The 23,742-nt window shown below is 38.8% G+C and carries 22 protein-coding genes and 1 tRNA gene; 3 read left to right on the top strand and 20 right to left on the bottom strand.

Annotated elements, in window-relative coordinates; genetic code table 11:
- Positions 1-8: 8 nt before the first annotated feature.
- The 12 genes from AAEU28_RS07160 to AAEU28_RS07105 form a co-directional block, all read right to left on the bottom strand.
- The gene (locus tag AAEU28_RS07160) at positions 9-1,157 is read right to left on the bottom strand and encodes a glycosyltransferase family 4 protein (RefSeq protein ID WP_421963510.1); all 1,149 of its coding nucleotides are present in this window, start codon (positions 1,155-1,157) and stop codon (positions 9-11) included.
- Between the two features lie 30 nt (positions 1,158-1,187).
- A complete protein-coding gene (locus AAEU28_RS07155) occupies positions 1,188-2,606 on the bottom strand; it encodes a lipopolysaccharide biosynthesis protein (protein ID WP_421963509.1) in 1,419 nt (472 codons plus the stop codon).
- Positions 2,593-3,858: a glycosyltransferase gene (locus AAEU28_RS07150; protein ID WP_421963508.1), complete on the bottom strand. Its 1,266-nt coding sequence runs from the start codon at positions 3,856-3,858 to the stop codon at positions 2,593-2,595. The genes AAEU28_RS07155 and AAEU28_RS07150 overlap by 14 nt, the downstream gene beginning before the upstream one ends.
- 5 nt (positions 3,859-3,863) lie before the next feature.
- Positions 3,864-4,928 (bottom strand): DegT/DnrJ/EryC1/StrS family aminotransferase, encoded by a 1,065-nt coding sequence (locus AAEU28_RS07145; protein ID WP_421963507.1) that lies wholly within the window; start codon positions 4,926-4,928, stop codon positions 3,864-3,866.
- Between the two features lie 20 nt (positions 4,929-4,948).
- Positions 4,949-5,524, bottom strand: a complete 576-nt coding sequence (locus tag AAEU28_RS07140; RefSeq protein WP_421963506.1) for an acyltransferase — start codon at positions 5,522-5,524, stop codon at positions 4,949-4,951.
- A gap of 3 nt (positions 5,525-5,527) precedes the next feature.
- Entirely contained in the window at positions 5,528-6,484 is a 957-nt protein-coding gene (locus tag AAEU28_RS07135; RefSeq protein WP_421963505.1) for a Gfo/Idh/MocA family oxidoreductase, read from the bottom strand.
- Between the two features lie 14 nt (positions 6,485-6,498).
- Positions 6,499-7,779 carry a Vi polysaccharide biosynthesis UDP-N-acetylglucosamine C-6 dehydrogenase TviB gene (tviB, locus tag AAEU28_RS07130; protein WP_421963504.1) on the bottom strand — a complete coding sequence of 427 codons (1,281 nt, stop codon included), beginning with the start codon at positions 7,777-7,779 and terminating at the stop codon, positions 6,499-6,501.
- 49 nt (positions 7,780-7,828) lie between these two features.
- Positions 7,829-8,770, bottom strand: a complete 942-nt coding sequence (locus AAEU28_RS07125; protein ID WP_421963503.1) for a Wzz/FepE/Etk N-terminal domain-containing protein — start codon at positions 8,768-8,770, stop codon at positions 7,829-7,831.
- A 31-nt stretch (positions 8,771-8,801) separates the two neighbouring features.
- Entirely contained in the window at positions 8,802-9,878 is a 1,077-nt protein-coding gene (wecA, locus tag AAEU28_RS07120) for a UDP-N-acetylglucosamine--undecaprenyl-phosphate N-acetylglucosaminephosphotransferase (protein WP_421963502.1), read from the bottom strand.
- 19 nt (positions 9,879-9,897) lie between these two features.
- Complete coding sequence (locus AAEU28_RS07115) at positions 9,898-12,501, bottom strand: SLBB domain-containing protein (protein WP_421963859.1); 2,604 nt, start codon at positions 12,499-12,501, stop codon at positions 9,898-9,900.
- 125 nt (positions 12,502-12,626) lie between these two features.
- Positions 12,627-13,412 (bottom strand): DUF481 domain-containing protein, encoded by a 786-nt coding sequence (locus AAEU28_RS07110; protein ID WP_421963501.1) that lies wholly within the window; start codon positions 13,410-13,412, stop codon positions 12,627-12,629.
- Between the two features lie 18 nt (positions 13,413-13,430).
- The gene (locus tag AAEU28_RS07105) at positions 13,431-14,246 is read right to left on the bottom strand and encodes a mechanosensitive ion channel family protein (RefSeq protein WP_421963500.1); all 816 of its coding nucleotides are present in this window, start codon (positions 14,244-14,246) and stop codon (positions 13,431-13,433) included.
- Between the two features lie 176 nt (positions 14,247-14,422).
- Between AAEU28_RS07105 and AAEU28_RS07100 the strand changes: the two genes are divergently transcribed.
- Positions 14,423-14,498: transfer RNA gene (locus AAEU28_RS07100), tRNA-His, on the top strand.
- 463 nt (positions 14,499-14,961) lie between these two features.
- On the opposite strand, the gene AAEU28_RS07095 is transcribed toward AAEU28_RS07100, so the two are convergent.
- Positions 14,962-17,154 (bottom strand): bifunctional diguanylate cyclase/phosphodiesterase, encoded by a 2,193-nt coding sequence (locus AAEU28_RS07095; protein ID WP_421963499.1) that lies wholly within the window; start codon positions 17,152-17,154, stop codon positions 14,962-14,964.
- A 281-nt stretch (positions 17,155-17,435) separates the two neighbouring features.
- On the opposite strand from AAEU28_RS07095, the gene AAEU28_RS07090 reads away from it, so the two are divergent.
- A complete protein-coding gene (locus tag AAEU28_RS07090) occupies positions 17,436-17,930 on the top strand; it encodes a hypothetical protein (RefSeq protein WP_421963498.1) in 495 nt (164 codons plus the stop codon).
- Positions 17,927-18,802: a TIGR03899 family protein gene (locus tag AAEU28_RS07085; protein WP_421963497.1), complete on the top strand. Its 876-nt coding sequence runs from the start codon at positions 17,927-17,929 to the stop codon at positions 18,800-18,802. The genes AAEU28_RS07090 and AAEU28_RS07085 overlap by 4 nt, the downstream gene beginning before the upstream one ends.
- Positions 18,803-19,258: 456 nt before the next feature.
- Here AAEU28_RS07085 and AAEU28_RS07080 read toward each other — a convergent pair whose 3' ends face one another.
- From AAEU28_RS07080 to AAEU28_RS07050, 7 genes are all read right to left on the bottom strand, one after another.
- Positions 19,259-20,020, bottom strand: coding sequence for a TIGR04219 family outer membrane beta-barrel protein (locus AAEU28_RS07080; RefSeq protein ID WP_421963496.1), 762 nt, complete (start codon positions 20,018-20,020; stop codon positions 19,259-19,261).
- 3 nt (positions 20,021-20,023) lie between these two features.
- Positions 20,024-21,010, bottom strand: a complete 987-nt coding sequence (locus tag AAEU28_RS07075) for a DUF2333 family protein (RefSeq protein ID WP_421963495.1) — start codon at positions 21,008-21,010, stop codon at positions 20,024-20,026.
- Positions 21,011-21,019: 9 nt separating this feature from the next.
- Positions 21,020-21,523: a copper chaperone PCu(A)C gene (locus AAEU28_RS07070; protein ID WP_421963494.1), complete on the bottom strand. Its 504-nt coding sequence runs from the start codon at positions 21,521-21,523 to the stop codon at positions 21,020-21,022.
- 77 nt (positions 21,524-21,600) lie between these two features.
- A complete protein-coding gene (locus AAEU28_RS07065) occupies positions 21,601-21,924 on the bottom strand; it encodes a hypothetical protein (protein ID WP_058028692.1) in 324 nt (107 codons plus the stop codon).
- Positions 21,925-21,962: 38 nt separating this feature from the next.
- Entirely contained in the window at positions 21,963-22,163 is a 201-nt protein-coding gene (locus AAEU28_RS07060; RefSeq protein ID WP_390446544.1) for a PspC domain-containing protein, read from the bottom strand.
- 80 nt (positions 22,164-22,243) lie between these two features.
- Entirely contained in the window at positions 22,244-22,933 is a 690-nt protein-coding gene (locus AAEU28_RS07055; RefSeq protein ID WP_421963493.1) for a PspA/IM30 family protein, read from the bottom strand.
- Between the two features lie 564 nt (positions 22,934-23,497).
- The coding region (locus tag AAEU28_RS07050) for a transposase (RefSeq protein ID WP_421963492.1) at positions 23,498-23,742 on the bottom strand (245 nt) is incomplete at its 5' end.

Raw genomic sequence — 23,742 nt, 5'->3', positions numbered from 1 at the left:
TATTGATCTCAGAGTTTAATATGCTTTGCCGCTATTTTTAAAAAGCGATTTACATGTGATGAAAATGAGTATTCTTGAGCAGCTTTCACCATTAATTGAGAAGGGCCGCTTGCATTCCTTGCATCCTGAATTGCATCATGCATACTTCGCAACAATTCACTTTGTGACTCTTCTTTTGCAGCGAAAAAGTTATTAAAGCCTTCAACCTGTCTGAAAATATCATTATCCCAGCAAACAATTCGATTACCTGAGGCCATTGCTTCAATTAATGAATGCGAAACACCGCCACCACCTAAAATTTTGGTTCCAGTTAAGTGAAAACTAATATCTAGCTTGGACAGTAACTCTGGTACTTTGTGATTATCAACTACGCCAACATATTGAATAGAAACTTTGCCGTTGAGTCGCTTCTTCGCTTCTAAAAGTGCCTCTTTTTCAAAACCGTCGCCAGCAACTATCACTTCGATATCTTGCTCGCCTTGAAGTTCATCCAAACACTGAATAAAATAATTTATTCCTTTCTCTAAATTTAACCTACCAACAAAACCAAGCCGAATTTTATCCCCTTTCTGAGATTGGCTAAATTTATCTAGATAAATGCCGTTATTTATTACTTTAGAAGGGATTCCCTTCTTGATATAAAAGTCTGCAGTGTCCTGACCATTAGATAACACTAGCTGGTTCCGTTTTAGTAAAAAAATTTCCAGCTTTTTAAATAACTCAAGTATTACACCAGAATGTCTTTGCGCTAACTCTTTTTCAAGGATCCCCCTTATCCAAGTTACTTTGAAAGCTTTTGTTCCTCTGCATGCAAAATAGCCAGCAATGCTCTCAATGTATGAGCCAAGACAAATCACCAATTGCTTATCACCGAGCTTATCTGAGGCTTTTATATGGTGAGAGCAAAAGCTTGCAAAGGTCGAGATACGCTTTACATTATTAAATGGTGTCACATCTACGCTTCTGTGATTGACTTCTCTCGGAAAGTTAATTGGAGTACCTTGCTCAACATTTGAAGTTGCATTCAATACGGTTATAGATTTAAAGCTTTTTAGAATTTCACTTGCGTTAGTAAAGTTAGCGAGCCATGTTTCGCGCCCACCACCACCTATAGAAAGGTTGCTATAAATTATTATTACTAAATTGATATCTTTCATAGTTTGTGCAACATTATTAACCAACATTAATTAACACTTAAAAACTAACTTTTTAAAAGCACTTAAGCCTAATATCACTGAACGCTTGAATGTGAGTAAACCTAGCACTAATAATAAAGCCCATATAATATTTCCCATAAAACCCTGTTGCCAATAAGTGCAGTGCAAAATTGACGTTATCAGTAATATGACTATTACTATATATGTTTTCATTGTCGGCATGTTACGCCATACTTTTCTTGAGAATTCAGTTCTCAAAGTATAAAAAGCAGCGAAAGCAACCGCCGTTGATATTGCCGCTCCTTGTGCTCCAAACTTTTCAACTAAGACATAATTACCAAATGCATTGATAACTAGCGCTAAAACCGAAGCCCACATCGAAAGGCTTGTCTTTCTAGTAAGTGTAATGCCAACGGCAGTAGTCTCTGACAGTGTATATAGTAATGGCGCGAGCAAACATACTGTAATTAAACTTTGTATCGCTGAATATTCTTCAGGAAGAAAATAAGGCAGCAAAAACGAAAAACTACCAGCTATTGCCATAACAAAAAAAATAGCTGCTAATAGATGCTCTGATACACCATCAACTATATTAAGGTCCAAATCTCCATTTGAAGTCCACTTATATACCATCGGCGACCAAATTAAGTTGAAGATACTTGCAAAAATACTTGCGACAGCTGCAATACTCACTGTAACAGAGTAAACCCCAAGTTCTGTAAAAGTAGAAAAGCTTCTAATAAATACTTTATCCATAACTTGCAGCCCAAATGCAGCGAAGCCTCCTGCCATCAGAGGGAGAGCAAACTTGAGTAAATCAGTTAAATTTAGATGAGTAGCTTTGGCTATAAATGATTTATGTACATCATTTCGCGTGCTCCATAAAAGCACTAACAACACTGTAAATACAGAAGCAAATTGCGCACTAATCAAACTAACATCAGTTTTAGGAAGCTCACTAACTACAATCCCAATAATACATAATAAAAAAATTAATTTTGGTAATAACTGACTTAATGAGTAAGCTATTGCACGCTCTTGCATTCTTAAAATTAATGACAAGTAGCGAGAAATCACAGCGAATACAATACAGAAAAGCGTAAGTAAAGCTAAATATGTATTCTCTGTACCATACAAAAGCACCGATATAATTGATGGTTCAAAAAGTAATACAAATAATGCGAACAAGCTCATTAGTAACAAGGAAGGAGTACAGACCAAACGCAATAATGCAGGCTTCGAATTTACTTCATGATACTCTCTTACATATGCTTGATCTAAACCTAAACAAAAAGTAAGGATCCCAAAGTTCATAACAAGCAAGAGCATGGATATTTTACCAACATCCTCAACTGAGTAAAACCAAGTAAGTAAAGGGAGTGAGATAAACCCTAAAGCCGCAGATCCTAAAGGACCTAAAGCGTAGCCTAGTAACTTACTTTTGTTCATTTAAGCTTCTTGATAGTTTTGAAATAAACTCAATATGATTAGTCTTTGCATCGAAATTCGTTTTCACCCAATTTCTGGCAGCAAGTCTTCTTTTACTTGGGTTTTTATCAGAGTTTAAAGCAATAAACGCATTTACTAATTCTTCTTCTAAGCAATATTCTGATAATAAAAAACCATTAGATTGATTAACAAGCTCTGATATACCACCAACATTAGGTGCTATCGCAGGAATGCCGTAACTCATAGCTTCCATGAGAGAAACTGGTACACCTTCTGATTCCGACGCATTTACAATTGCATCAAACTGCTCTAATTTTAAGGTGTTATGTACTTCTGTGTTATCGAGTGCACCTTTCAACTCTACGGTTAAGTTACTAATACCCAGTGTTTTATCTTGCACTTTATTTTGCAAATTTAAAAAACCATCCCCGCTGCCAATATGCTTCCATATGACTTTTACTTCGGGAGAACACTTTGCATAAAGAATTACTGCAGAAAGTATTTTATCTAAACGCTTAACTGGAACACAATAGGATAAACTTAGCAACTGAAGGGTATTCTCTATATTTATAAATTCCTGTTCAAGATGGGGGGTGTTAACACCCAACCGGGCAATATCAGTAGTTGCTTTATCCCCACCATAGTTAAGCAAGTAATATTGCTGAGCTTTTGAAGATAAAAAAAACGCTATGTCGGCATCTTCAGAAAATTGTCTTTTAAGAGGCATGTAGTTATAAGGACGCCTTTCTTTATATAAGTCATAACCATGAGCTCGAACAAATACTTTCTTAACTTTACCTTCTCTTTTTAAAAGGCTCGCTGCATAAAAGGCAAATTCACTCCAATAGCAATATATACCATCGATTTCACCAGTTTTCGTAATTAGAGCTTCTAATCTTTTTTTATGCTTTATTACATTTGAGCAAGATAATAACGCCTCTTTCAGCAAAGCTAGCTTTTTAGTTTTGAGTTCATAACGAAAAATATTGAGTACTTCTTTCCAAAAAAGAATTGAAAATAGCGCCCCCACTAAATTTGATAATTTGGCTAGCGGACCCGAAGCAAAAGGAACACATTGCACCTTCAAACCTTTAATTGAATCAATTTCCGATTCGTTAGAATCAAATATTTCTGGGGCTAATATAACTTCATCTATACCAGAGCATTTCTCCCAGCTTTCTACTTCAGCTTTAAGAAACTGCTCTCCCCCAGGGAAAGGGTAGAAAAAGTTTGAGATCAATAAACGCTTCATATTTATTACAGATACCCATGCATAGGCAAACTAAAAACAGAGTTCGCTAAACGCTCTGCCACTGGAAAATCGCCTTCCTGGTAACCTAGCGATTTGAATGCGGTTTGTTGATGCATACACGTGCCGTAATAGACCATAGTTGGAATGCCTTCGGCTTTGTATTTAGCCATTTCTGCATCTCGGTCTGCTGCCGTCAGTGTATATTGTGCCCAAGAGCTGACATAACCTTCTGGGACAACTGGTGTTTTGTATGTATCTTTTAATTCCGCGGTATACTTATCTGCTGCTTGGTTTCTATTAACAAGTTCCTGTGGAAACGCCGCTAATTTTTCTAGCAAAATGGCAGCTTGAATGGTGTCTAGGCGAGAATTCATACCAATACGCACGTTGTCGTATTTATCTTTACCTTTACCATGCACACGGTATGACTTTAATAACTCTGCATATTCATCATTATCTGTAAATAGTGCACCACCATCACCATAGCAACCTAGTGGCTTTGCTGGGAAGAAACTTGTTGTTGCAATATCACCAAACGAGCCTGCACGTTGACCATTGATTTCACCACCAAAGCCTTGCGCCGCATCTTCGATGATTTTTAAATCATATTTGTCTGCGATTTTTCTAAGTGCAGGATAATCTGCAGGTAGGCCAAACAAATCTACTGCAATGATTGCTTTTGGCTTGAGCTTACCTTCTGCGATTACAGCTTCGATGCGCTTTTCAAGGTCTATTGGGCAAATGTTAAATGTATCTTCATTTGAATCAACAAATACTGGCGTTGCACCTTCAAATGCGATGGTTTCTGCTGTGGCGAAGAACGTAAATGTAGGACAAAAAACCGCATCGCCTTCTTTAACATCTAACACCATCAGTGCGAGGGTTAATGCGTCTGTGCCATTGGCGCAACTAATTGTGTGCTTAACACCTACATATTCCGATAATTGTTGCTCTAACTCTTGTACTTCAGGACCCATGATATATTTACCATGGTCTAAAACCGCCTGAATGCGAGCATCGATTTTTTCTTTCAAGTGCTGATATTGCGCAGCTAAATCTATAAATTGCATTTAATAATTACTTCTACGAATTATTTAATTGAAACAAAGCCATTTTCTAACTGATATTGCTCGCCTGTATGTTCACAAGTTGCAGTACCATTTCCTTCGAGCGGTAGGTCTAGCTGCTCACCGTATTTGCTTATCCAGCCAATTTGCTTGGCTGGTACGCCAACCATCAATGCAAAGGGTTTGACGTCTTTATTGATTACAGCGCCTGCACCAATCAGTGAATATTCACCAATGGTTACACCACATACGATAGTACTGTTAGCACCTAACGTAGCACCGCGTTTTACTAATGTATCGCGGTACTCTGTTTTTCGCTCAATAAATGAACGCGGGTTGTACACATTGGTAAATACCATGCTAGGACCACAAAACACATCATCTTCTAAGTGAACATTGTCATACACAGAGACGTTGTTTTGTACTTTTACGTTATTGCCGATGGTCACTTTATTGCCGACAAAAACATTTTGACCTAGCGAACACCCCTCGCCTATTTGAGCACCACCACACACATGTACAAAATGCCATACACGTGTGTTTGCACCAATTTGTGCACCTTCGTCAACTATGGCACTTTCATGTACATGGTAGTCCATAAGTTATAGCACCTTAGATAGCAGTGGGTGTGCTTTTTCGCCTGCTTCTACAATGTCTTGAACACGAATGTTTTCAACTGTTTCGATTGCAATGCGGTTTTCATCAATACCAAAACCATTGTCTGCAAGCACATTTTGATAGCTTTGAGTATGTAGGTCTGTAAAGCCGCCTGAGAACTCTAACTCTTCTGTATTGTCACCATCATTGATTGTGATGCTGCGGTAAGTTAGCTTTTCACCTTTAACCGCATTGTCAGGTAGGTTGTTTGAGTCGATTGATAAGAACCACTTAACGCGTGCACGTTCATATTCTAGATAGCCACTGGCAGTCTTTTCATCTCTGAAGTGTACTTCATTGCTTTTCAGCTCACCGAAGATGAAGTGCAACATATCATAGAAATGAACACCAATATTCGTCGCTACACCACCAGACTTGTGGTCAAAGCCTTTCCAAGACTTCATATACCATTTACCGCGTGATGTCATATACGTTAAATCAACATCAAATACTTTATCAGCAGGTGCTGCAGCTACTTTTTCTCTTAAAGCAATAATTGATGGGTGTAAGCGTAATTGCAGAATTGAATTAACTTTTGCACCATACTTTTGCTCGTAGTCTTTTAGTACATCCATATCCTCTGAATGTAAAACCAACGGCTTCTCACAAATGACGTCTATGCCATTTTTAAGCGCGTATTTCATGTGCGGTGCATGTAAGTAGTTTGGGCTACAAATTGAGATGTAATCTAGTTTATTACCTTGTAAGGCTTGGTCTTCAACAAATGCTGTGAAGTCTTCGAATTCTGTAAAAAACTCAGCGTCAGGGAAATGGCTGTCCATAATACCCACAGAATCATTGATATCCATCGCTGCAACTAGGTTATTACCAGTATCTTTAATCGCGCGAAGGTGGCGTGGTGCGATATATCCCGCCGCACCAATTAATGCAAAATTTTTCATGTTACAAAAATTCCTTAAAGTCTAATATCTGCTTCTGAAGGTTTTAACACATGCTTCACATCGTAAAGTACGTGATTTTCTTTACCGAATGCACGTAGTTTCTTCTCGCCCATTTCTTTTAGCTCTGAATGGTCTACCGCCAATACAACACCGTCGTACTTGCCTTCTTCTAGCTCAGTGATTAGGTCAATACCGTACTCGTGTTTAACTTCTTCTGGATTTGCCCAATCATCATAGACATCCACAGACATATTGAAATCTTGTAACTCTTTCACGATATCGATGATTTTAGTGTTACGAACATCAGGACAATCGCCTTTGAAAGTAAAACCTAGAATAAGCACTTTCGCTTCATCAATATGGATTTTCTTACTTGATAACTTCTTAACCAATTGAGTGGCTACATACTCACCCATACCATCATTAATTCGACGACCCGCTAAGATAACTTCTGGGCGGTAGCCTACTTCTTGCGCTTTATGTGTCAGGTAATAAGGGTCAACACTGATACAGTGACCACCAACCAAGCCTGGCTTGAACTTTAAGAAATTCCACTTAGTGCCAGCGGCGTTAAGTACTTCTTCTGTATCGATGTGCAAACGATTAAAGATTTTCGCAAACTCATTAATAATTGCGATATTTAAGTCACGCTGTGTATTTTCAATAACCTTTGCAGCCTCTGCAACTTTAATCGAGCTTGCTTTATGCGTACCAGCTTCAACAATTGAGCCGTACAGAGCATCAACAAAGTCAGCAACTTCTGGCGTTGAGCCCGAGGTGATTTTCATGATTTTTGTAAGAGTGTTAACCTTGTCGCCTGGATTAATTCTCTCAGGAGAATAACCAGCAAAGAAGTCTTTGTTGAATGTTAAACCAGACACTTTTTCGATGATAGGTAAACACACTTCTTCTGTCGCACCTGGGTAAACTGTTGACTCATAAATAACAACATCACCCTTTTTCACAAACTCACCCAGCATTTCAGAAGCTTTTTGTAATGGAGTTAAGTCAGGAGCGTTATTGTCATCAATTGGCGTAGGTACAGTAACAATGTATACAGTGCTGTCTGAAAGTTCGCACTTATTACTAGCAAAACGTAGTGATGTCGCTGCTTGAAGTGCCTCATCTGATACTTCTAATGTTGAGTCATGACCAGACTGCAACTCTTCAACACGCGCTGAATTAATGTCAAAACCCAAAACATTGTATTTTTTTGACAGCTCTACCGCTAATGGTAGACCAACGTAACCTAGACCTATTACGGCCACTTGTGAGGACTCTAATAAAGTCTGCATGGAAACCTTCTATTTTAAAAAACAATAATCAACCCAAGAAAACAGCTTTTTAAGAGCGTTTACTCGTGGCTTTAATGTTAAATCTAACTATAAGTAATATTATCACAAGAACCCCACCCAAAAGGGCACCTAATACACAAATTAGAGCTCTTTTAGGTTTAAATTTTCTCTCAGGTGTCAGAGCTGGATCTATTGTTTGAAAAACATACTCATCCCTTACTCGAGCAAACATAATCGTTTTCGCTTGCTCTTCTATCAATCGATATAGCACATTCTTCATCTCAGAAACCTGAACTAGCTCTAACTGTTCACTCAGGTAATCTGTACTTTTCTTAGCCTCTAACAAATCTCTTTGCTTAATTTTTTCATTTATATCTTCAACTAACCAGTCAACCCACTGCCTAGCAACCGATGGTGACAAATGCTCGACGCTAAGGGTATAAGTGCCTATATCTGTATTTTCTTTTATTGAAACTATGCTTTTGAACACTTCGTAAGCTTCTTGGATAGAAGGCTTAGGTAACAAAGGCTTATCAACAACTCGAATCCATTCCTTTGTTTGGGCATCATAAAGTAATGGGTTATAAAACACTTGATCTGTGCTTAAATTCCATGACTCTGCAGCCATTAGGTCTGGAAGGATATCTCGCTTTTCAATAAATTCACTTAAAAAGCGTCTTGATTGTAAGACAGTTACAGCCAATTCTGTTTTATTTAGCTGGTTACTACCACCAAGGTTAATCCCAGCCATAGAAGCTAAACCTCCAAATTGGCCACTTAAACTCGCGAGTTCTGAACTTCCCCCTTCATTACCTGAAGGGGCTAGTAATGCTTCTGCTTTATAAATATTCGGTAACTGCAGAGAGAAGTAAACTGCAAAAGCAAAACCAATACCTGAAGAAATGAATAAAAATAGCCATTTAGATAAAATATATTTGAATAGCTCATCTAAAAAAAAGCTATCTCCGTTATCATTCACTTTAAAACTCATTCACTTTACTCAACTAAATAATTTAATAAGATCAACCTTTGGCATTGGGAACTCTTAAACGAAGCCACCGACAAAACTTCCATGAATGAATGACCATAAAGCTATACCCTAAACACATAACCCCAAAAAGGAATAAGACTACTACATCTGGCGTATCAAAATATTCAAGGGTTAAGCCTAACAGTGCACCGAGTAGCGACAAAAATGACAAAACGAATAGAGTTTGCTTAGGTGTTAAGCCCCCCCTCATAAAAATATGGTGTATATGATCTCTATCAGCAACAAATGGAGACTTCCCTTTTCGTAACCTGCGGATGATGATCGCAACCATATCAATAATAGGTAAAGCCGCAAAGAAAAGAACGGTGACAGGGCGAACTATTGGCTCAGCACTTTGTGTTGATTCAACGGTTAACCAAACAATTGACAACCCCATAAACATAGAGCCAGCATCTCCCATGAAGATCTTTTTATTTCCTATTGGTTTTAGACCTAAGTTAGCCATCAGGAAAGGAATTAAGCAAGCAACAAAAAGAAGGCAAATTAATAAAATAAAAGAATTACCATTAACGCACGCTTGAATACCAAGGGCTATAAAAAAGATGGCAGAGACAAAACCTAGTAACCCATCTATCCCGTCAATCATATTAAATGCATTAATTACAGCTAAAATTGCTAGTACAGTAAACGGAATACCAAACGCATGAAGCTCAAGGTTCCCTCCAAATGAGAATAAATCACCTAAATGAAAAAAATGATTTTCTAGTCCTGCAATCAATATTAAAGAGACTAAACTTTGCCCTATTAACCGAGATCTAACTGTTAAATCATACTTATCGTCAAGTACACCTATAAAAACAATTATTGCATTTGCAATAAGAAAAAGATTTCTATTTACACTAGGTTCTAGGAAAAGTAGCGACATAACTGACAAAGCCAAAAAGACAGCAAGACCTCCTACTAATGGTACATTTCCGCTGTGAGCTTTTCTTTCACAAGGAGTGTCAAGTAATCCTAAAGGTATAGCTAATTTATGTAAAATTAGTACACATATACTGGATACTAAAACACCTATCATGAATATTGTTATAAAGTAAGTTAATATCATATCGAGCTCAAAATTACTCTTAAATTCTCGTAATTGCAGCAATACTTGCTGACAGTTGAAATAGTATCTGGGTTGCTGTATTCCAAAGGGTTAAATTATCCATATGTGAAGGGTCCATCGGCACAACAATCGTATCGCCGGGCTCTAATTGGCTATGGTAATTAACAGAGAACCACCCCGATGACTTAGGAATGAAAACAGCACCATTTGCTTTGATTACATAAATCTGCTCTTCATTTGCTCGGTCTTTGATGCCACCACTCAACTCTAAATACTGTTCTATTGATACACCTGATTTATACAAATGCGAGGATGAGTAATTAACTTCACCGATAATTGAAATAGAGTCTTGTCTACCTGGTACATATAAAGAGTCGCCATCTTGCAAAATTAAAAGCTCTTCTTTTTGTAAAATATCTGGCAAATCTATTACTAACCTTCCAACAGCTTCCACATTAGCCAAATCATTCAAAAGCCTGCTCATTTCATCATAGTTAATTGAGCTTCCACCACCAACTGATTGCTGAAAACTCTTAGATGCGATTTCTCGTCTTAATTCATCAGAAAGTTTAGATAACTGGGCCTGTTCTTGCTCTTTAATAGCTAGCCTAGTAAAAATCGCGGCTTTAGGTTCTGCATGAGCCGATAAACCACCAGCACGCTCAATCACATCATATAGAGTTTCACCGCGGTTTACGGTGTAGGTTCCTGGGAAACGAACTTCTCCCGCAAGATTCACCTTGTAATCATCTTGCCAATTCGGTTGCATGAGTACATTTAATGTGTCTTTGCCTTCCAGTTGCATAGCTAAGACTTTTTCATCATTAATATCGATTTGCAGATGCTCAAAAAGACTAGCTTCTGTGTTAATAAACCTTGTTAGCTCTGCCTTTTCAGTAAATGCTGATTCTAACAAACCACCCGCAGCATCGATCGCTAACTGAACTGATGAGTTTGACGAAAGTGGGTATTTTCCTGGGAATCGAACTTGCCCACGCACTTCAAAAGTATTTGGTTTTATGAGATTAGAGCTTTGGAATTCTAAGCGCTTTAAAACAGGCTTCAACAACTCTTTACGGCTAAAGTTGGCAAACTTGTCCTTTTTTGATTTATTTTGGGATGCTAGCGCTTCTTCTAATGCTTCATCGGGTAATTTGATTGAACTCTTAAAGTTTTCAAACTCAAAAACATGCCATAGCTTTACTTTTTCTTGTTGACGCTTTTGCTCTTCTGTCAACGCTAAATTTGCTAATGCAAGCTCTTCTACTTGCTTCATCTGAAAACGACTAAAAACATAGATCTCATCATTCTTCTTCAGAGCAATATTTTTGTTTTGAAGCGCGTCTGCAAGAGAGAATTGAACTACCTCAATTTCACCTAGTGCAGATTTCTCTCTGACAATAATTGAGTAATTAAAATCGGCTTGAGGAAGTAAGTCATCTCGGAAGTTTAAAAACAACTTATCAACGGTAATACCTTCATACCATTCGTACGATCCAGGTCTAACAACCGCACCGATTAAAGTTACTGAATTTGTAACTACTTCACTCACTTCTTTTACAGTAAGTTGATCTCCAGCTTTTGGTTTAAAACCATTTATTAAATTAGAAAAATCAGCTGAAACAATGCGGCTTTTAGCACCATCGACAATTCGGCGGACAGTTACATTCTTAGTGAATGCATTTTCTTTAAAGCCACCAAACATTTTTACCAATGATGCTTGATCATCTTCTTGCGTTAATTCAAAAACACCTTCTCTTTTAACTGCACCCTTTACTGTTATTTGTGGGCCAACCGATGGAATAAACACGACATCACCAGAGCGAAGGTTAATGTCCCCCTCGGTGTTACCATCTAGAAGCAGGTCGTATAAGTCTAAAGTAGCGACTGTTTTACCATTTCGCTTTACTTGAATATTTCTCAAACTTGCTATATCAGTCACACCACCCGAAGCATATAAAGCATGAGTCACTGTAGATAGTGGCGAAACCATAAAACTACCTGGTTTGTAAGCTTCACCAACAACTAAAATTCGCATTGGATTTAATTGAGACATTGAAACGAAAACGTTTAAACCAATTGCTTCTTTTTCGATTTTATTTTGAATTAGCTTTTTAAACTCACCATATTTAAGGCCAGCAACTTGCTCAGGTGAAAAGTTTGGGATCGATAAACGACCTTCATTGTCTATTTTAATAGTATGAGAAGCGCTTTCTTTACCATAGAAAGTAACATTGACTACATCACCTCGGCTTAGCACATAAGTATCTGGTACTGATGCATTTTCAGGCGGAGCGAAAGTCGTCGGGCTTCCAGAAAAAAGCGCATAACCAAACGGCTGGAGAGGTTTTTCGGTCGGATTTAAACGCGCGATTTCGTTCTTTTGTTCATCAGCCTCTAACTCACGTTCATTCACAGATTGCTTTGCTTGAATCGATGTTTCTGACTGCTGAGAGACATTTCCTAAAGAAGATAAATTGATGCCATATTGCTTCGCAAGTGCTTCTTGCTGAGCTCTTGGCAATTTTTTAAACTGTTCAATTTGTGCTTGGGTTGGTGTAAATGCCAGTGAAATGCTTGAAAAAAGCATTAAAATCAATACAAAAACACGTTTAAAAAACATATTCAAACTTAAATCCTATAAGCTATGGCCAAAAAGATTGCATATTCTACACGAATTACCATACATAGAAAAAGGGGCTAGCGCCCCTTTTTTTGTCTATATTACAAGTTTACGACAATGCTCTGTTAAAAGCTGTAAACTAATGTTAAAGACGTTTCAGTATCTGTATTTTCTTTATCATCACTTACATCTGAGTTATGCGTGATGTTATAAGCAAATTTCATCTGTAGTGAGCCGTTGATTTTTGTCAATAGTGCAGATTCAGATACCGTTTTTGTGTTGGTATCACCATATTCAACGGCAACTAGTTGAGTGAAACGTGCGTTATCAGAGATCTGCCAGTTATAATCTAACTTAGCAACACCAATTGCTTCACTTTCTGTTTCTCCAGCTAATGAAAAACCATTTTCATCAAGGTCAGAGCTATCCTCTTGGTGTTCAAAGCGCTTAACACCAGGACCGATTTCAGCATTTAAATACATATCGCTACGATTAAGTAAACGTAAGCCATAACCTACAGAAAGTACAGCTTCATTACGGTATGCACCAAAGTAATCTGAGTCATATGAGCCATAGACAAATAAGTGGCTATGATCTTCATTTAGCTTATAGTTACCTTGTGCTGATGCTGAATACTTTTCATTGGTACGCTTTTTCTCACGCTCACCCGCATCATTATCGATTTCATCTTCTTTATAGATGCCACTTAGCTTGTACTCGTTATTCCAGTTTTCTAAGTGATGCTTTGCTTTGATGCCACCTTTAAGTGTAGTAGTTGAGGTGTTACCACTGGTGATAATCGCACCTACTTCACTTGTTACATCCCATGTTTTCTGCTCTTTCGCTTCTTCCGCGAAACTTTGAAAAGAGGTTGCTGCAATAACGCAAAGAGATAAAAGTTTTAATTTCATTTATAAATTACCCTGTAATTAATCTTTATGTAGGTGAACATCCATTTGTGGATATGGGATAGCAATATTTGCTTCGTCTAAAGCGATTTTAATGTTCTCGACCAAAGCGAAGTAAGTGGGCCAATACTCTGTTGTGTTAACCCAAGGTCTAACAACAAAGTTTACGCTTGAATCAGCTAGTTCAGAAACAGCAACAGTATAGGCTGGATCTTTTAATATACGGGACTCTTTGTCTAGTACACTCTTTAACACTTCTTTTGCTTGGCGAAGATCTGCGTCATAACTCACACCGATAACTAAATCGATACGGCGAGTTTTTTGGCGAGAGTAATTTACAATCGCGCCACCCATGATTGCTGAGTTAGGCATGATGATGACTTTATTATCTGGAGTGCGTAATTCTGTCGCAAATATCTCTATGCGTTCAACGCTACCCGCTTTTCCACCTGCTTCAATATAGTCACCAGACTTGAACGGGCGAAGAATGATAATTAACACACCTGAAGCAAAATTAGATAAAGAGCCTTGAAGCGCCAAACCTACGGCTAAGCCTGCAGCACCTAAGATAGCAACGAACGATGTTGTTTCGATACCAACTTGCGATAAGGCCATTAATACCGTCGCAGCGAATACCAGCGCGTAGACAATATTTGAGATAAAGCCAGCAACCGCTTTATCAATTTTTCTTTTTGCAAATGCTTTCTCGGTTAAATTACCAAAGAACTTAGCGACCTTTAACCCTAATAGTAGGATTACGATGGCTAAAATGCCTTGCAAAATATAGTGAGTAATTAGATCTGAATTTTCGTTGATCCAGTTGATTAGAACGTCCATGCACTCTCCTTAATTTTTTTGATGAGTGATTTTTTGCGCATTATACATGCTGAATATGAACTTTACCTTTATGAAAAAATACTTTTTCATTAAATTTAAATAAAATCGAATTTATGCTTTGCAAGCCGAGTTTTTTTATGTATTATGCGCGCCACACCAAACAAGGTGGTATTGCGGCGGCTGTAGCTCAGTTGGTAGAGCCCTGGATTGTGATTCCGGTTGTCGTGGGTTCGAGCCCCATCAGTCGCCCCATCTTCTCTTCTGTGTTTTCAGATTCAAGAATTTTTCTTAAAACTTCTAAATTTCATCTTTTTTAATTATAAACTTCATCAAAATATTACACTTATTTTCTTGTTGCCATAAACGATGGCCTGCAGAATACAAAACCAAGCTCCTGTAGGTTGTGCTTTAGCGCAACAAAATGTTTAAATCTTGCTGATTTAAATTACCCGACATAAAGTCGGTGCTACCGAAATGAAAAATACTTTGTCGCCATAAGACGACCTAAAAACTACAGATTAAGTACTCCATTGCAGCTGTTAAGATTGCTCATTTCACCTTGCGCAAAAGTAACCTTGCTTCGCAATGTGTATTTTGCACGATAAGTCGGTGCTACCGAAATGAAAAATACTTTGTCGCCAGAAATGACGACCCACATTAAAAGTGCATCCTTTAATTTTTTCGAAAATTTAAAAATAAGAGTTGAAAGTAAAATCTAAGAGCCAAGCTTATTCTGAGCAAACACCATCAGTTCATCAACCGGCATAGGCTTGCCGAGTAAGAAGCCTTGAATTTCATCACAGCCCATTTGCTGTAAACGCTCTAATTGAACTTGCGTTTCAACACCTTCGGCAATGGTTTTTAAACCAAGGTTTTTACCAAGTGACACGATTAATTCAGCAATCGCGCCAGTATCACTGTCAGGAATGTCTTTAATGAAAGCTCTGTCGATTTTGAGACGAGATAAAGGCAATTTTTGCAAATAGCTTAATGAAGAAAAACCTGTGCCAAAGTCATCGATGGCCACTTCAATACCATAACGTTTTAACTCGTCTAGTGTATCAATGACACTTCCTATTTCATCCATTACCACACTTTCAGTGACTTCAAGCTCTATTTTGCTACTTGGCACCTGATATTGCTCTAGTGTATTCATCACTGTTTTAGCGTAGTCGGGCGTTTTAAATTGAGGCACCGACACGTTTACAGCGACACAAATATCCAGCCCTAATTGAGCAAAACGTTTTTGCTGCTGACAAGCTTGCTCAAGCACCCATTGCCCTATTTCAACAATCAAACCTGAGCTTTCAGCCAGTGGCACAAAAATACCAGGGGAAATATAGCGCCCATTCCCCGATGGCCAGCGTAATAACGCCTCACAACCTATAATTTGCTGCGTTTTTAGAGAAAATTGTGGCTGGTACCAAACTTCTAATTTGTGTTGCTCAAAGTCACTTCTTAATTGCCTGATCAAACCTAAACGCCATGCCATTTTTTCTTCTAAGTCTGATGTATACCAATCAAAAACCTTATGACTCTGCTTTGCTTGGTTAAGCGCTATGTAACCTTTTTTCAAGGTTTCTAGACCTGTGTCACTGAAGTCTTCACATTTACATAAGCCAATGTGAAAGTGAATAGACAATAAATGCTCTTTTAACTGATAAGGAATGGTAAGCGCATCAACGAGCAACTCTTCATTAAAAGAGCTGGTCGGTAGTAAAAACGCAAAAACGTCAGCGCCAATTCTAGCTAAGGCTTTTGCGTTAGGGATATCTTGCTCTAGGCGCTGCATTACAGCCATCAGTAATTGATTGCCCACTTCTTGTCCTAAGCCATTATTGATGTCTGAGAACTGAGCAATGTCTAACAAAATTAAAGATAAGCCTTCGTCACAAGGTGTTTTCTCTAAGTGCTCTACAAAGCTAGTGCGATTTGCTAACTTTGTTAAGGGGTCTTTATATGCAACTTCTCTGATCTGGCTGAATAGCTTAATGTTATCTAAGCCTACACTGACGTTGGCTAAGAAGATCTCAGCGAACTGAATTTGCCGCGGCATCGGAGGTAAAGCTAGTTCAATAAAAATCGCCGCCTGTTCATTGTTTTTTTCAAGGAATAGCGTGAGGTCATGTTCTGTTTGTTGATGACATTGCTGCTCAATGCAAGTTTTGACCTGCATAATCGCACGGCCATTGTCGAGTTGCTCAACACCTTGCCCTATAAACTCGTGATATTGCGTTGTGCCACCTAACAAAACCAATGAATTAGTACCTGAAACTTGAGCACATACAAAGCCATTGGCGTCATTCGCTAAAATATTAGCTAACTGCATCACCACAGCCTGACTAAAACCACTGATATTGTTGTGCCCTAAAATCGCATTGGAGGCACTTAAAATATTCGTTAAACCTTCACTTTGGGCTTCTAGCTCACATATTTGTTGAAACGAACGCAAAGCGGTCATTAATGACGTCACTAACTTACTTCGCGTAAGCTCGGTTTTCATTTTGTAGTCATTGATGTCGTATTCACGAATAACTTGCTCTTCAGGCGCATGCCCAGGTTGGCCAGTTCTTAGAATAATTCGAACATTGTGATTATCGAGGTCGTCTCGAACTTTTTTGACAACTTTAAGACCAGCGTCGTCTGACTCCATCACCACATCAAGCAGCAATAAGCATATTTCAGGATGGTGGATTAACTCGTTAATTGCCTCTTCACCTGAATAAGCATGATGAAAGCGCAACGCCTTGCCCCAAAACTCAACGCCAGATAAAGCAAGTTTGGTCACCGAGTGTATTTCAGGATCATCGTCAACAACCAGAATATCCCAAAAGCCCTGAGGCTCGTTATTTTCTGGTGTATCATCTTCATGATCTAAAAACAAAAAGTCATCTTGCTCAGACGCCATTCAAATTCCTTCAACTTCTACCGCTTTAGTTAAAGTTTTATTATTTTTAATAAAACGTAAATGAAGTGGGTATGTTCGCTTGCTTTAAGGTATATCTTAATTGTTAGCAGAGGTAAACCCTAATGACTTCAACATCAATTGCTTAATTGCAACTTATTTATTTAGGTCATTGAATTAGTATAGACTATCTTATCGAAATAAAAGTAAAAACCAGCCAATATCATTTGAGGAGTACGGTTATTTCTATTCGTGCCAAAACGTTAAAGTTTAGCTTACTAACCATGGTGCTTGTGCTTCTGGTACTGGTGTTTTTACCGCGGCATTTTAGTATTCAGCAAACAAGTGACCTCAAGGGCTCTGATGAACAAGTAAGGCCTCTCTTATTTGACTTGAAACACTGGCCTCAGCTTATGGCGTGGGATAAGTTCAGCTCAAAGCTCAGTATTGATATTTCATCTCCAAGCAATACTTTAGGCGCAAATGTATTTTTACAAACCTCGAGTGCCAATATTGAGGTTACTATTACTGAAGTATCTCAAAGACACCTACAGTACTCTATCTTGATCAACAATGAGCATGCATTGCTTGGAAACTTAAGCCTTATTCACAATGAACATACATTAACTATCAACCACTCATTGACAGGCACCATTCATTCTACGGTGAGTGGAGGCATTATTGTTTTATATATTCGTTCACTGGCCGATAAAATGTTTACTTCCAGCGTAAATAATTTACGTTCACATATTCAACTTGCTGATAAGGACATGCAATGACGGTAAAGAAGGCGAACTCTAAAGCAAATCTGGCTTTGCTGATTGAAGAAAAGCTTGGTTACCCAATGGTAAAGAAGGCTTCTTTTAAAAAAGCGTCTGACCAATCTGAATACTCAGCACAAGGTAAACGCACCGTCGAGTACTCTGTACAATCGAATAACTCAGCACTCAAACGCGCACTAAAAAGGCAGCAGCTACAAAAAATACAGCGACAAATTAACATTGAAGCCATTATGGCTGGCGCCTTAAGTCTGTGCCCAGATGTGATCAGTAAAGGTCGCCCAGATCCCGATTGGCTCGAACATTTTATTGCGCTTGCTGAAGACATTACCAACCAGGCTATGCAAACTTTATGGGCTAAGATTTTAGTGGGTGAAACCCTATCTCCTGGCACATTTTCAATAAAAAGCTTACAAGCGCTTAAACAAATGACCCAAAAAGAAGCCAATGCACTTCAAAAATGTGCGCCCTTATGCGGTTTTGTTGAGCATGAAGGCAGCTACCTTATTATGCTTGGCTACTATAAAAAGCCGTCTTTCTTTGACCTTTTACGTAAAGGAAATAAAGAATCTATTAATTTAGCCCAGTCAGGTTTGAGTTTTCCCAACATTCTCACTTTGATGGATATTGGTTTGATGTATAGAAAAGAAATTGAATCCCCTAGTCTAAAGCAAGGGCAGAGTTTTACTTTAAGTTTTCAAGGTCAGAAATTAACGCTGACAGCTAAGAGCAATGAGTTAGTATTAAGTTATTACAAACTCACTCAAACCGGAGAGGAGCTAAAACGCCTGATCACTGCACCGGTAAATAAGCAGTATAAGCTGTTGTTAGAGCAAGCGATGCAGGAAGAGTTTAGTTGTGAATGGAGTTAGGTTCTAGAGCAGTAAGCAGTAAGCTGTAAGCTGTAAGCTGTAAGCTGTAAGCTGTAAGCTGTAAGCTGTAAGCTGTAAGCTGTAAGCAAATGATAGTTTGCTCGTTAAGGGTCAAAGTATAATTTTAAAGTTCACTATAAATAATGGCTTGTATGACACTAAACTCAATCAAATGTAGGTTGTACTTTAGTGCAACAAAGCTTTTAAATTGACGCCATAAATAACGTCCTACAAATAGAGCACTTCATTGCAGCTGCTAAAATTGCTCATTTCACCTTGCACAAAAGTAACCTTGCTTCGCAGTGTATATTTTGCACGGTTGTAGGCGCTGACTTTATATCACGCACAAAAAAGCGCGGGGTAAACCCGCGCCTACATATATTCACTGCCAGTAACTCGCTAACTTTTAACTCGCCAACTCGTTACTTTTAGCTTTTAGCTTTTAGCTTTAAAACCTTAGAAGTGAACCTGAATACCCGCAAATGGGCCAGATGCTTCTAAATCCGTGCTGATGTCATCTACATCATCTAATTCAATGATAAATGAACGATAACCTGCACGGATCGCCACATCGACCGCTAGATTGTCAATCACTTCCCAAGCGATACCTACTTGGTAATCTTGAATTTTGCTATCATCGATTGCCAATAGATTGCCTTCAGCAAAAACGCTCAAACCAGTTAATGGTAAACCTACTTCACCACGTAAATAACCTAGTGGAATAGGCGCCGAGAAATCAATTGATTCAGTTCTTGACTGACCTTCAACTGTACCAGAAACTGTTGCATCGCCATCAAAATGCTTTACCGTTACACCGAAATCGATTGACACTAAATCGTTGTCAAATAATTCGTAATACAGCGTGTAGTCAATATGACTGAAGTCAGTCATTAGTTGTGCATCTGTGTTTACGGTGAAGTTTTGACCATCGAACTCAAATGTTTCATTTAACGTTGTGTTACCTTCAAGCTCTAATTGTGTGTACTTCAGCTTAATGTTTGGAATTAATGGCACTGGGTGCTCGAACGCTGCATAGTAGCTTGAGAATGTCTTATCTTCAAAGTTGAAATTTTCTGCCTGACCTTTACCAGCAAAACTACCTGAGTTTTCACTCTGCCAGCCGTCAGCCCCTACATATAAACCTAACAACATATCTGCTTTTGCAACGGGTGCTAAGAAAGCCATTGATAATGCTGCAGCTAAACAGTACTTTTTCATTTTTTATCCTTGCGCTAGAAGTTCACTGAGTTCAATAAGAGCTGCATTTGCTCTTGATATATAGTTTGCCATTACCAGCGAGTGGTTAGCAACAAAACCAAAGCCATTACCATTTAAAATCATTGGACTCCACACGGTTTCTTGCGTTGACTCAAGCTCGCGAATAATTTGCTGTAAACTAACTTTAGCATTCTTTTTCTCAAGTACATCAGCAAAATCATGTTCTACCGCTTTTAAAAAGTGCAATAATGCCCAAGTTGCGCCGCGCGACTCATAAAAAACATCATCAATTTTCCACCATGATGTTTTCACTACATGATGACTAGGTGCACTGGTCGCTTGGTTTGCCGCTGAGTCACCAGCGAGATCTGTATTAACTCTATCTTGCCCTACACTAGCGCTTAATCTTTGACTTAAGCTACCCAAACGTTTTTCAGCTTCTTTTAACCAGCCACGCAAATTATCTGCACGCGCATAAAACTGGCTCTCTCTATCTTGAGGGTTCGCAATCTGCGCGCGGTACAGCTTTAACTGCTCGATCCCTACTTGATACTCGCCTTCTGCACTTGGCCAGATCCAAGCTGTTGAGCTGATGTTAAATTGTGGCTGCGCTTTTTTTAGCGCAGGGTGTTCTGTAGATTGAGATTGAGAGCGGCTGAAGTCTTTTCGCATCGACAAAGCCAAATCACGCACCATTTCAAGGGCACCATATTCCCACGCTGGCATATTATCCATAAACACACTCGGTGGCATTTTATCATTTGATAAATACCCACCTGGCTTATTTAGTAAGGTTTCACTCACTTCAATAAGTGCTGTTGACGTGACATAACCAGGTACTAATTTCACTTGTTGCTGCTCAGCAGTTTGCTTAGCCTTTTCAACGACATTGAATGCCGCAGGTTCAAAACTCCAGTAAACCGCGATTAAATAGCCGATTACAACTAAACCAGCTAACCCGCCTGCAATTTTTCCTAAATGCTGTTGCATAAACCCTCCTTAATGGTGGTTATGATGAGAATTTTTTGGCTTTTCAAAAGTATCTTTCAAGGATACCACTTCGACAAAACTATACAGCCTATCGCCGTTATCAAAATATAACGTCAACTTGCGCTTTTCACCGACTTTTAATGTATGCTCAGGCTCAAAAGCCATTAAATGAAAACCACCCGGTTGAAACACTATTTGCTGATTCGCAGGTAATTCAACTGATTCAACTCTTTGCATATGCATCATGCCATTTTTATGCACATGCTCATGGATCTCAACACGCCCAATACCACGAATAGTCGCTTTCTTTAGAAAAACTGATTTATCCATCGGGTTATGAATGGTGAAATAAGCTGCAGTTGATTTTGCCGCTGGTAAGAATGTTCGAATTTGAGCATCTGTCACCATGAGTTCTTTTTGTACGTGACTATGGTCGTGACTGTGACCTTCATGTGCCTGCGATAAACCAGAAAGTAATAGTGCCGCCGCCAGAGAAAGGGTTCTTAATAACATGCTTATTCCTTTGAAAAAAGTTTAACTTGCAACATCATAGCATGAAAAATCAAGAAACCCTTTGATCTGGTAGAGATCTAATATGCTGGAGACTCTTCCTTAAGTAACCAAGCTAATCCAACTAACATAAGTAGTGGCAGAGCAATAAAGATGGAATTAAATAATAATGCTAACACTAGCCCAATGAGCACAACTAACACCAATCCAATTACTCCGACACTCACTAATGCCACCAGCGCGATCACAGCAATAATGCCAGCTAAGAGCGCGAATAGCTCGATACCGACCCAGCTTATTTCCCAAATAAATTCAGGCATCGCAAAGAACATAACAGGTGTTTGAACCCAGCTTAATGCGCTAATAAATAGTAATGCTGCTAATAAAATCAATGCTGTTTTCATAATTACCTCCTACGTCTTTACAACTTAATATCTAGCAATTACTGCTTTGGCCACAGTACAGCGCATAATCCATATGCCATCACCGTCATCATTGGGAACTTTAAAAATACCAACAAAGTTAATACTCGAGTTAGCCATACTGGTAAATCAAAACGTTCTGCTAGCCCAGCACATACGCCTGCAATTTTCTTTCTCGCTAAAATACGACGACATGTTTTCGTTGTTTGTTGCATATTCATAACCTTACTCCTGAAAAACAAGGGAGGCGCCTCGTTGCGCCGAGCCTGTCAAAACGAATTAATACCTAGCAAACTTTTATTTACTGTGCAGAAATTGATTGCTCTACAGCCTGCTTGCCAGACACTTTTTGCTTCAATGCAGCCAGCTCTTCGCTTAGCTTTTCGTCTTGTTCCATTTGCTTGAACTCTTGATAAACATCATTTTTACCAAGGTCGTAGCTTTCAACTTGCGCTTCGATACGCTCCACTTTCTGTTCTAGTTGCGAGAAACGTGCACACACGTTTTGCACTTCTTCACTATTTAACGTGCTACGTACTTTTAATCTTGCTAATGCGCTATTTTGTGCTCTGTAAAATTGCTGCTGTTTTGCTTTTACCTCAGCAATTTTATTACTTAGCCTGGCGGCATCTTCATTCAGCTTGTGTAGCGCATCTTCTAATTGTGCCGCTTGCTTTTGGTTGTCTTCCTGAGCGTCTTCAAGCTTTTGCTTTTCGATAAGTGCAGATTTTGCTAGATCATCACGACCTTTACTTACCGCTAGCTCAGCTTGTTGCTGCCAACGCTCAATACCTTTTTCAAGATCTTCATGCTGTCTTGATAAGCCTTTTTGCTCTGCAATAATTTGTGCAGCAGTTGAACGACACTCAGCCAAGGCATCTTGTAACTCACTCTCAATCTGCGCAGTCATTTTTTGTGGATCTTCTGCTTTGTCTAAAAACGCATTAATTTCTGATTTAATAAGATCTTCAATTCTGTCGATTAAGGCCATGTTCTGCTCCTATGCATTTGGCAATTGGGTTACTAGAGTTATTCCAATCTTTGTGCCAAAAGATAAAAACCATTTAAAACATACACTTAATAATTTCTTGGAGTTTTTATAGAAGAGACAAATTTCATGATTTAGTTAAATAAACTAAAAAGTAGTCAATTTAGTTAATGGGGAGTAGTTAGCGAGTTACGAGTTGCGAGTTGCGAGTTGCGAGTTGCGAGTTGCGAGTTGCGAGTTGCGAGTTGCGAGTTGCGAGTTGCGAGTTATCAGGATAAACCAAACCCTTCGTCACCCTGAATTTATTTCAGGGTCTATTTTATCAATAATGAATTCTGACCTTCGTAAGGATGACAATCCAACGACAGCCAAAACCAGATATGTACGCGGGTTTACCACGCGCTTTTTGGCGCGACATAAAGTCATCGCCTACAATCGTGCAAAATATACGTTGCGAAGCCAGGTTACTTTTGCGTAAGGTGAAATGAGCAATTTTAGCCGCCGCAATGGAGTGCTCTATTTTTAGTTTTGTAGATACCATCTCTCCTAACCAGTCTCAAGTTTGATTTAAACAACTTGAGACTGGTATTCAGTTTGATTCTTCACAACACCAAAGCAGATGTGAGCAAGCTTTCTCATAGCTGCACCGATAGCTTGCATTTTTGTTTTGCCATGCCTTATGAGCCTATTTTTTTGCTCCTTTATATCAGGGTTATGTTGTCCTGCTACGACGGCTGCCATATATAATTTAGCCCTGATATAACCTGGCCCTTCTTTGCTTAAGGTTGTCTTTCCTACCTGTTTACCTGACT

The sequence above is a fragment of the Pseudoalteromonas sp. SS15 genome (genome assembly GCF_049257195.1).
Lineage (GTDB): Bacteria > Pseudomonadota > Gammaproteobacteria > Enterobacterales > Alteromonadaceae > Pseudoalteromonas.
This window is presented reverse-complemented; position numbering and strand designations above follow the sequence as displayed.

Bases quoted from the DNA above. Each gene is read 5' to 3' on its own strand.
- AAEU28_RS07060 (WP_390446544.1), bottom strand. From the start codon at position 22,163: ATGAATATGCAACAAACAACGAAAACATGTCGTCGTATTTTAGCGAGA.
- AAEU28_RS07080 (WP_421963496.1), bottom strand. From the start codon at position 20,020: ATGAAAAAGTACTGTTTAGCTGCAGCATTATCAATGGCTTTCTTAGCA.
- AAEU28_RS07090 (WP_421963498.1), top strand. From the start codon at position 17,436: ATGGTGCTTGTGCTTCTGGTACTGGTGTTTTTACCGCGGCATTTTAGT.
- AAEU28_RS07150 (WP_421963508.1), bottom strand. From the start codon at position 3,858: ATGAAGCGTTTATTGATCTCAAACTTTTTCTACCCTTTCCCTGGGGGA.
- wecA (WP_421963502.1), bottom strand. From the start codon at position 9,878: ATGATATTAACTTACTTTATAACAATATTCATGATAGGTGTTTTAGTA.
- AAEU28_RS07145 (WP_421963507.1), bottom strand. From the start codon at position 4,928: ATGCAATTTATAGATTTAGCTGCGCAATATCAGCACTTGAAAGAAAAA.
- AAEU28_RS07115 (WP_421963859.1), bottom strand. From the start codon at position 12,501: ATGTTTTTTAAACGTGTTTTTGTATTGATTTTAATGCTTTTTTCAAGC.
- AAEU28_RS07105 (WP_421963500.1), bottom strand. From the start codon at position 14,246: ATGGACGTTCTAATCAACTGGATCAACGAAAATTCAGATCTAATTACT.
- AAEU28_RS07075 (WP_421963495.1), bottom strand. From the start codon at position 21,010: ATGCAACAGCATTTAGGAAAAATTGCAGGCGGGTTAGCTGGTTTAGTT.
- AAEU28_RS07155 (WP_421963509.1), bottom strand. From the start codon at position 2,606: ATGAACAAAAGTAAGTTACTAGGCTACGCTTTAGGTCCTTTAGGATCT.
- AAEU28_RS07065 (WP_058028692.1), bottom strand. From the start codon at position 21,924: ATGAAAACAGCATTGATTTTATTAGCAGCATTACTATTTATTAGCGCA.
- AAEU28_RS07085 (WP_421963497.1), top strand. From the start codon at position 17,927: ATGACGGTAAAGAAGGCGAACTCTAAAGCAAATCTGGCTTTGCTGATT.
- AAEU28_RS07140 (WP_421963506.1), bottom strand. From the start codon at position 5,524: ATGGACTACCATGTACATGAAAGTGCCATAGTTGACGAAGGTGCACAA.
- AAEU28_RS07095 (WP_421963499.1), bottom strand. From the start codon at position 17,154: ATGGCGTCTGAGCAAGATGACTTTTTGTTTTTAGATCATGAAGATGAT.
- AAEU28_RS07135 (WP_421963505.1), bottom strand. From the start codon at position 6,484: ATGAAAAATTTTGCATTAATTGGTGCGGCGGGATATATCGCACCACGC.
- AAEU28_RS07125 (WP_421963503.1), bottom strand. From the start codon at position 8,770: ATGAGTTTTAAAGTGAATGATAACGGAGATAGCTTTTTTTTAGATGAG.
- AAEU28_RS07110 (WP_421963501.1), bottom strand. From the start codon at position 13,412: ATGAAATTAAAACTTTTATCTCTTTGCGTTATTGCAGCAACCTCTTTT.
- tviB (WP_421963504.1), bottom strand. From the start codon at position 7,779: ATGCAGACTTTATTAGAGTCCTCACAAGTGGCCGTAATAGGTCTAGGT.
- AAEU28_RS07160 (WP_421963510.1), bottom strand. From the start codon at position 1,157: ATGAAAGATATCAATTTAGTAATAATAATTTATAGCAACCTTTCTATA.
- AAEU28_RS07055 (WP_421963493.1), bottom strand. From the start codon at position 22,933: ATGGCCTTAATCGACAGAATTGAAGATCTTATTAAATCAGAAATTAAT.
- AAEU28_RS07070 (WP_421963494.1), bottom strand. From the start codon at position 21,523: ATGTTATTAAGAACCCTTTCTCTGGCGGCGGCACTATTACTTTCTGGT.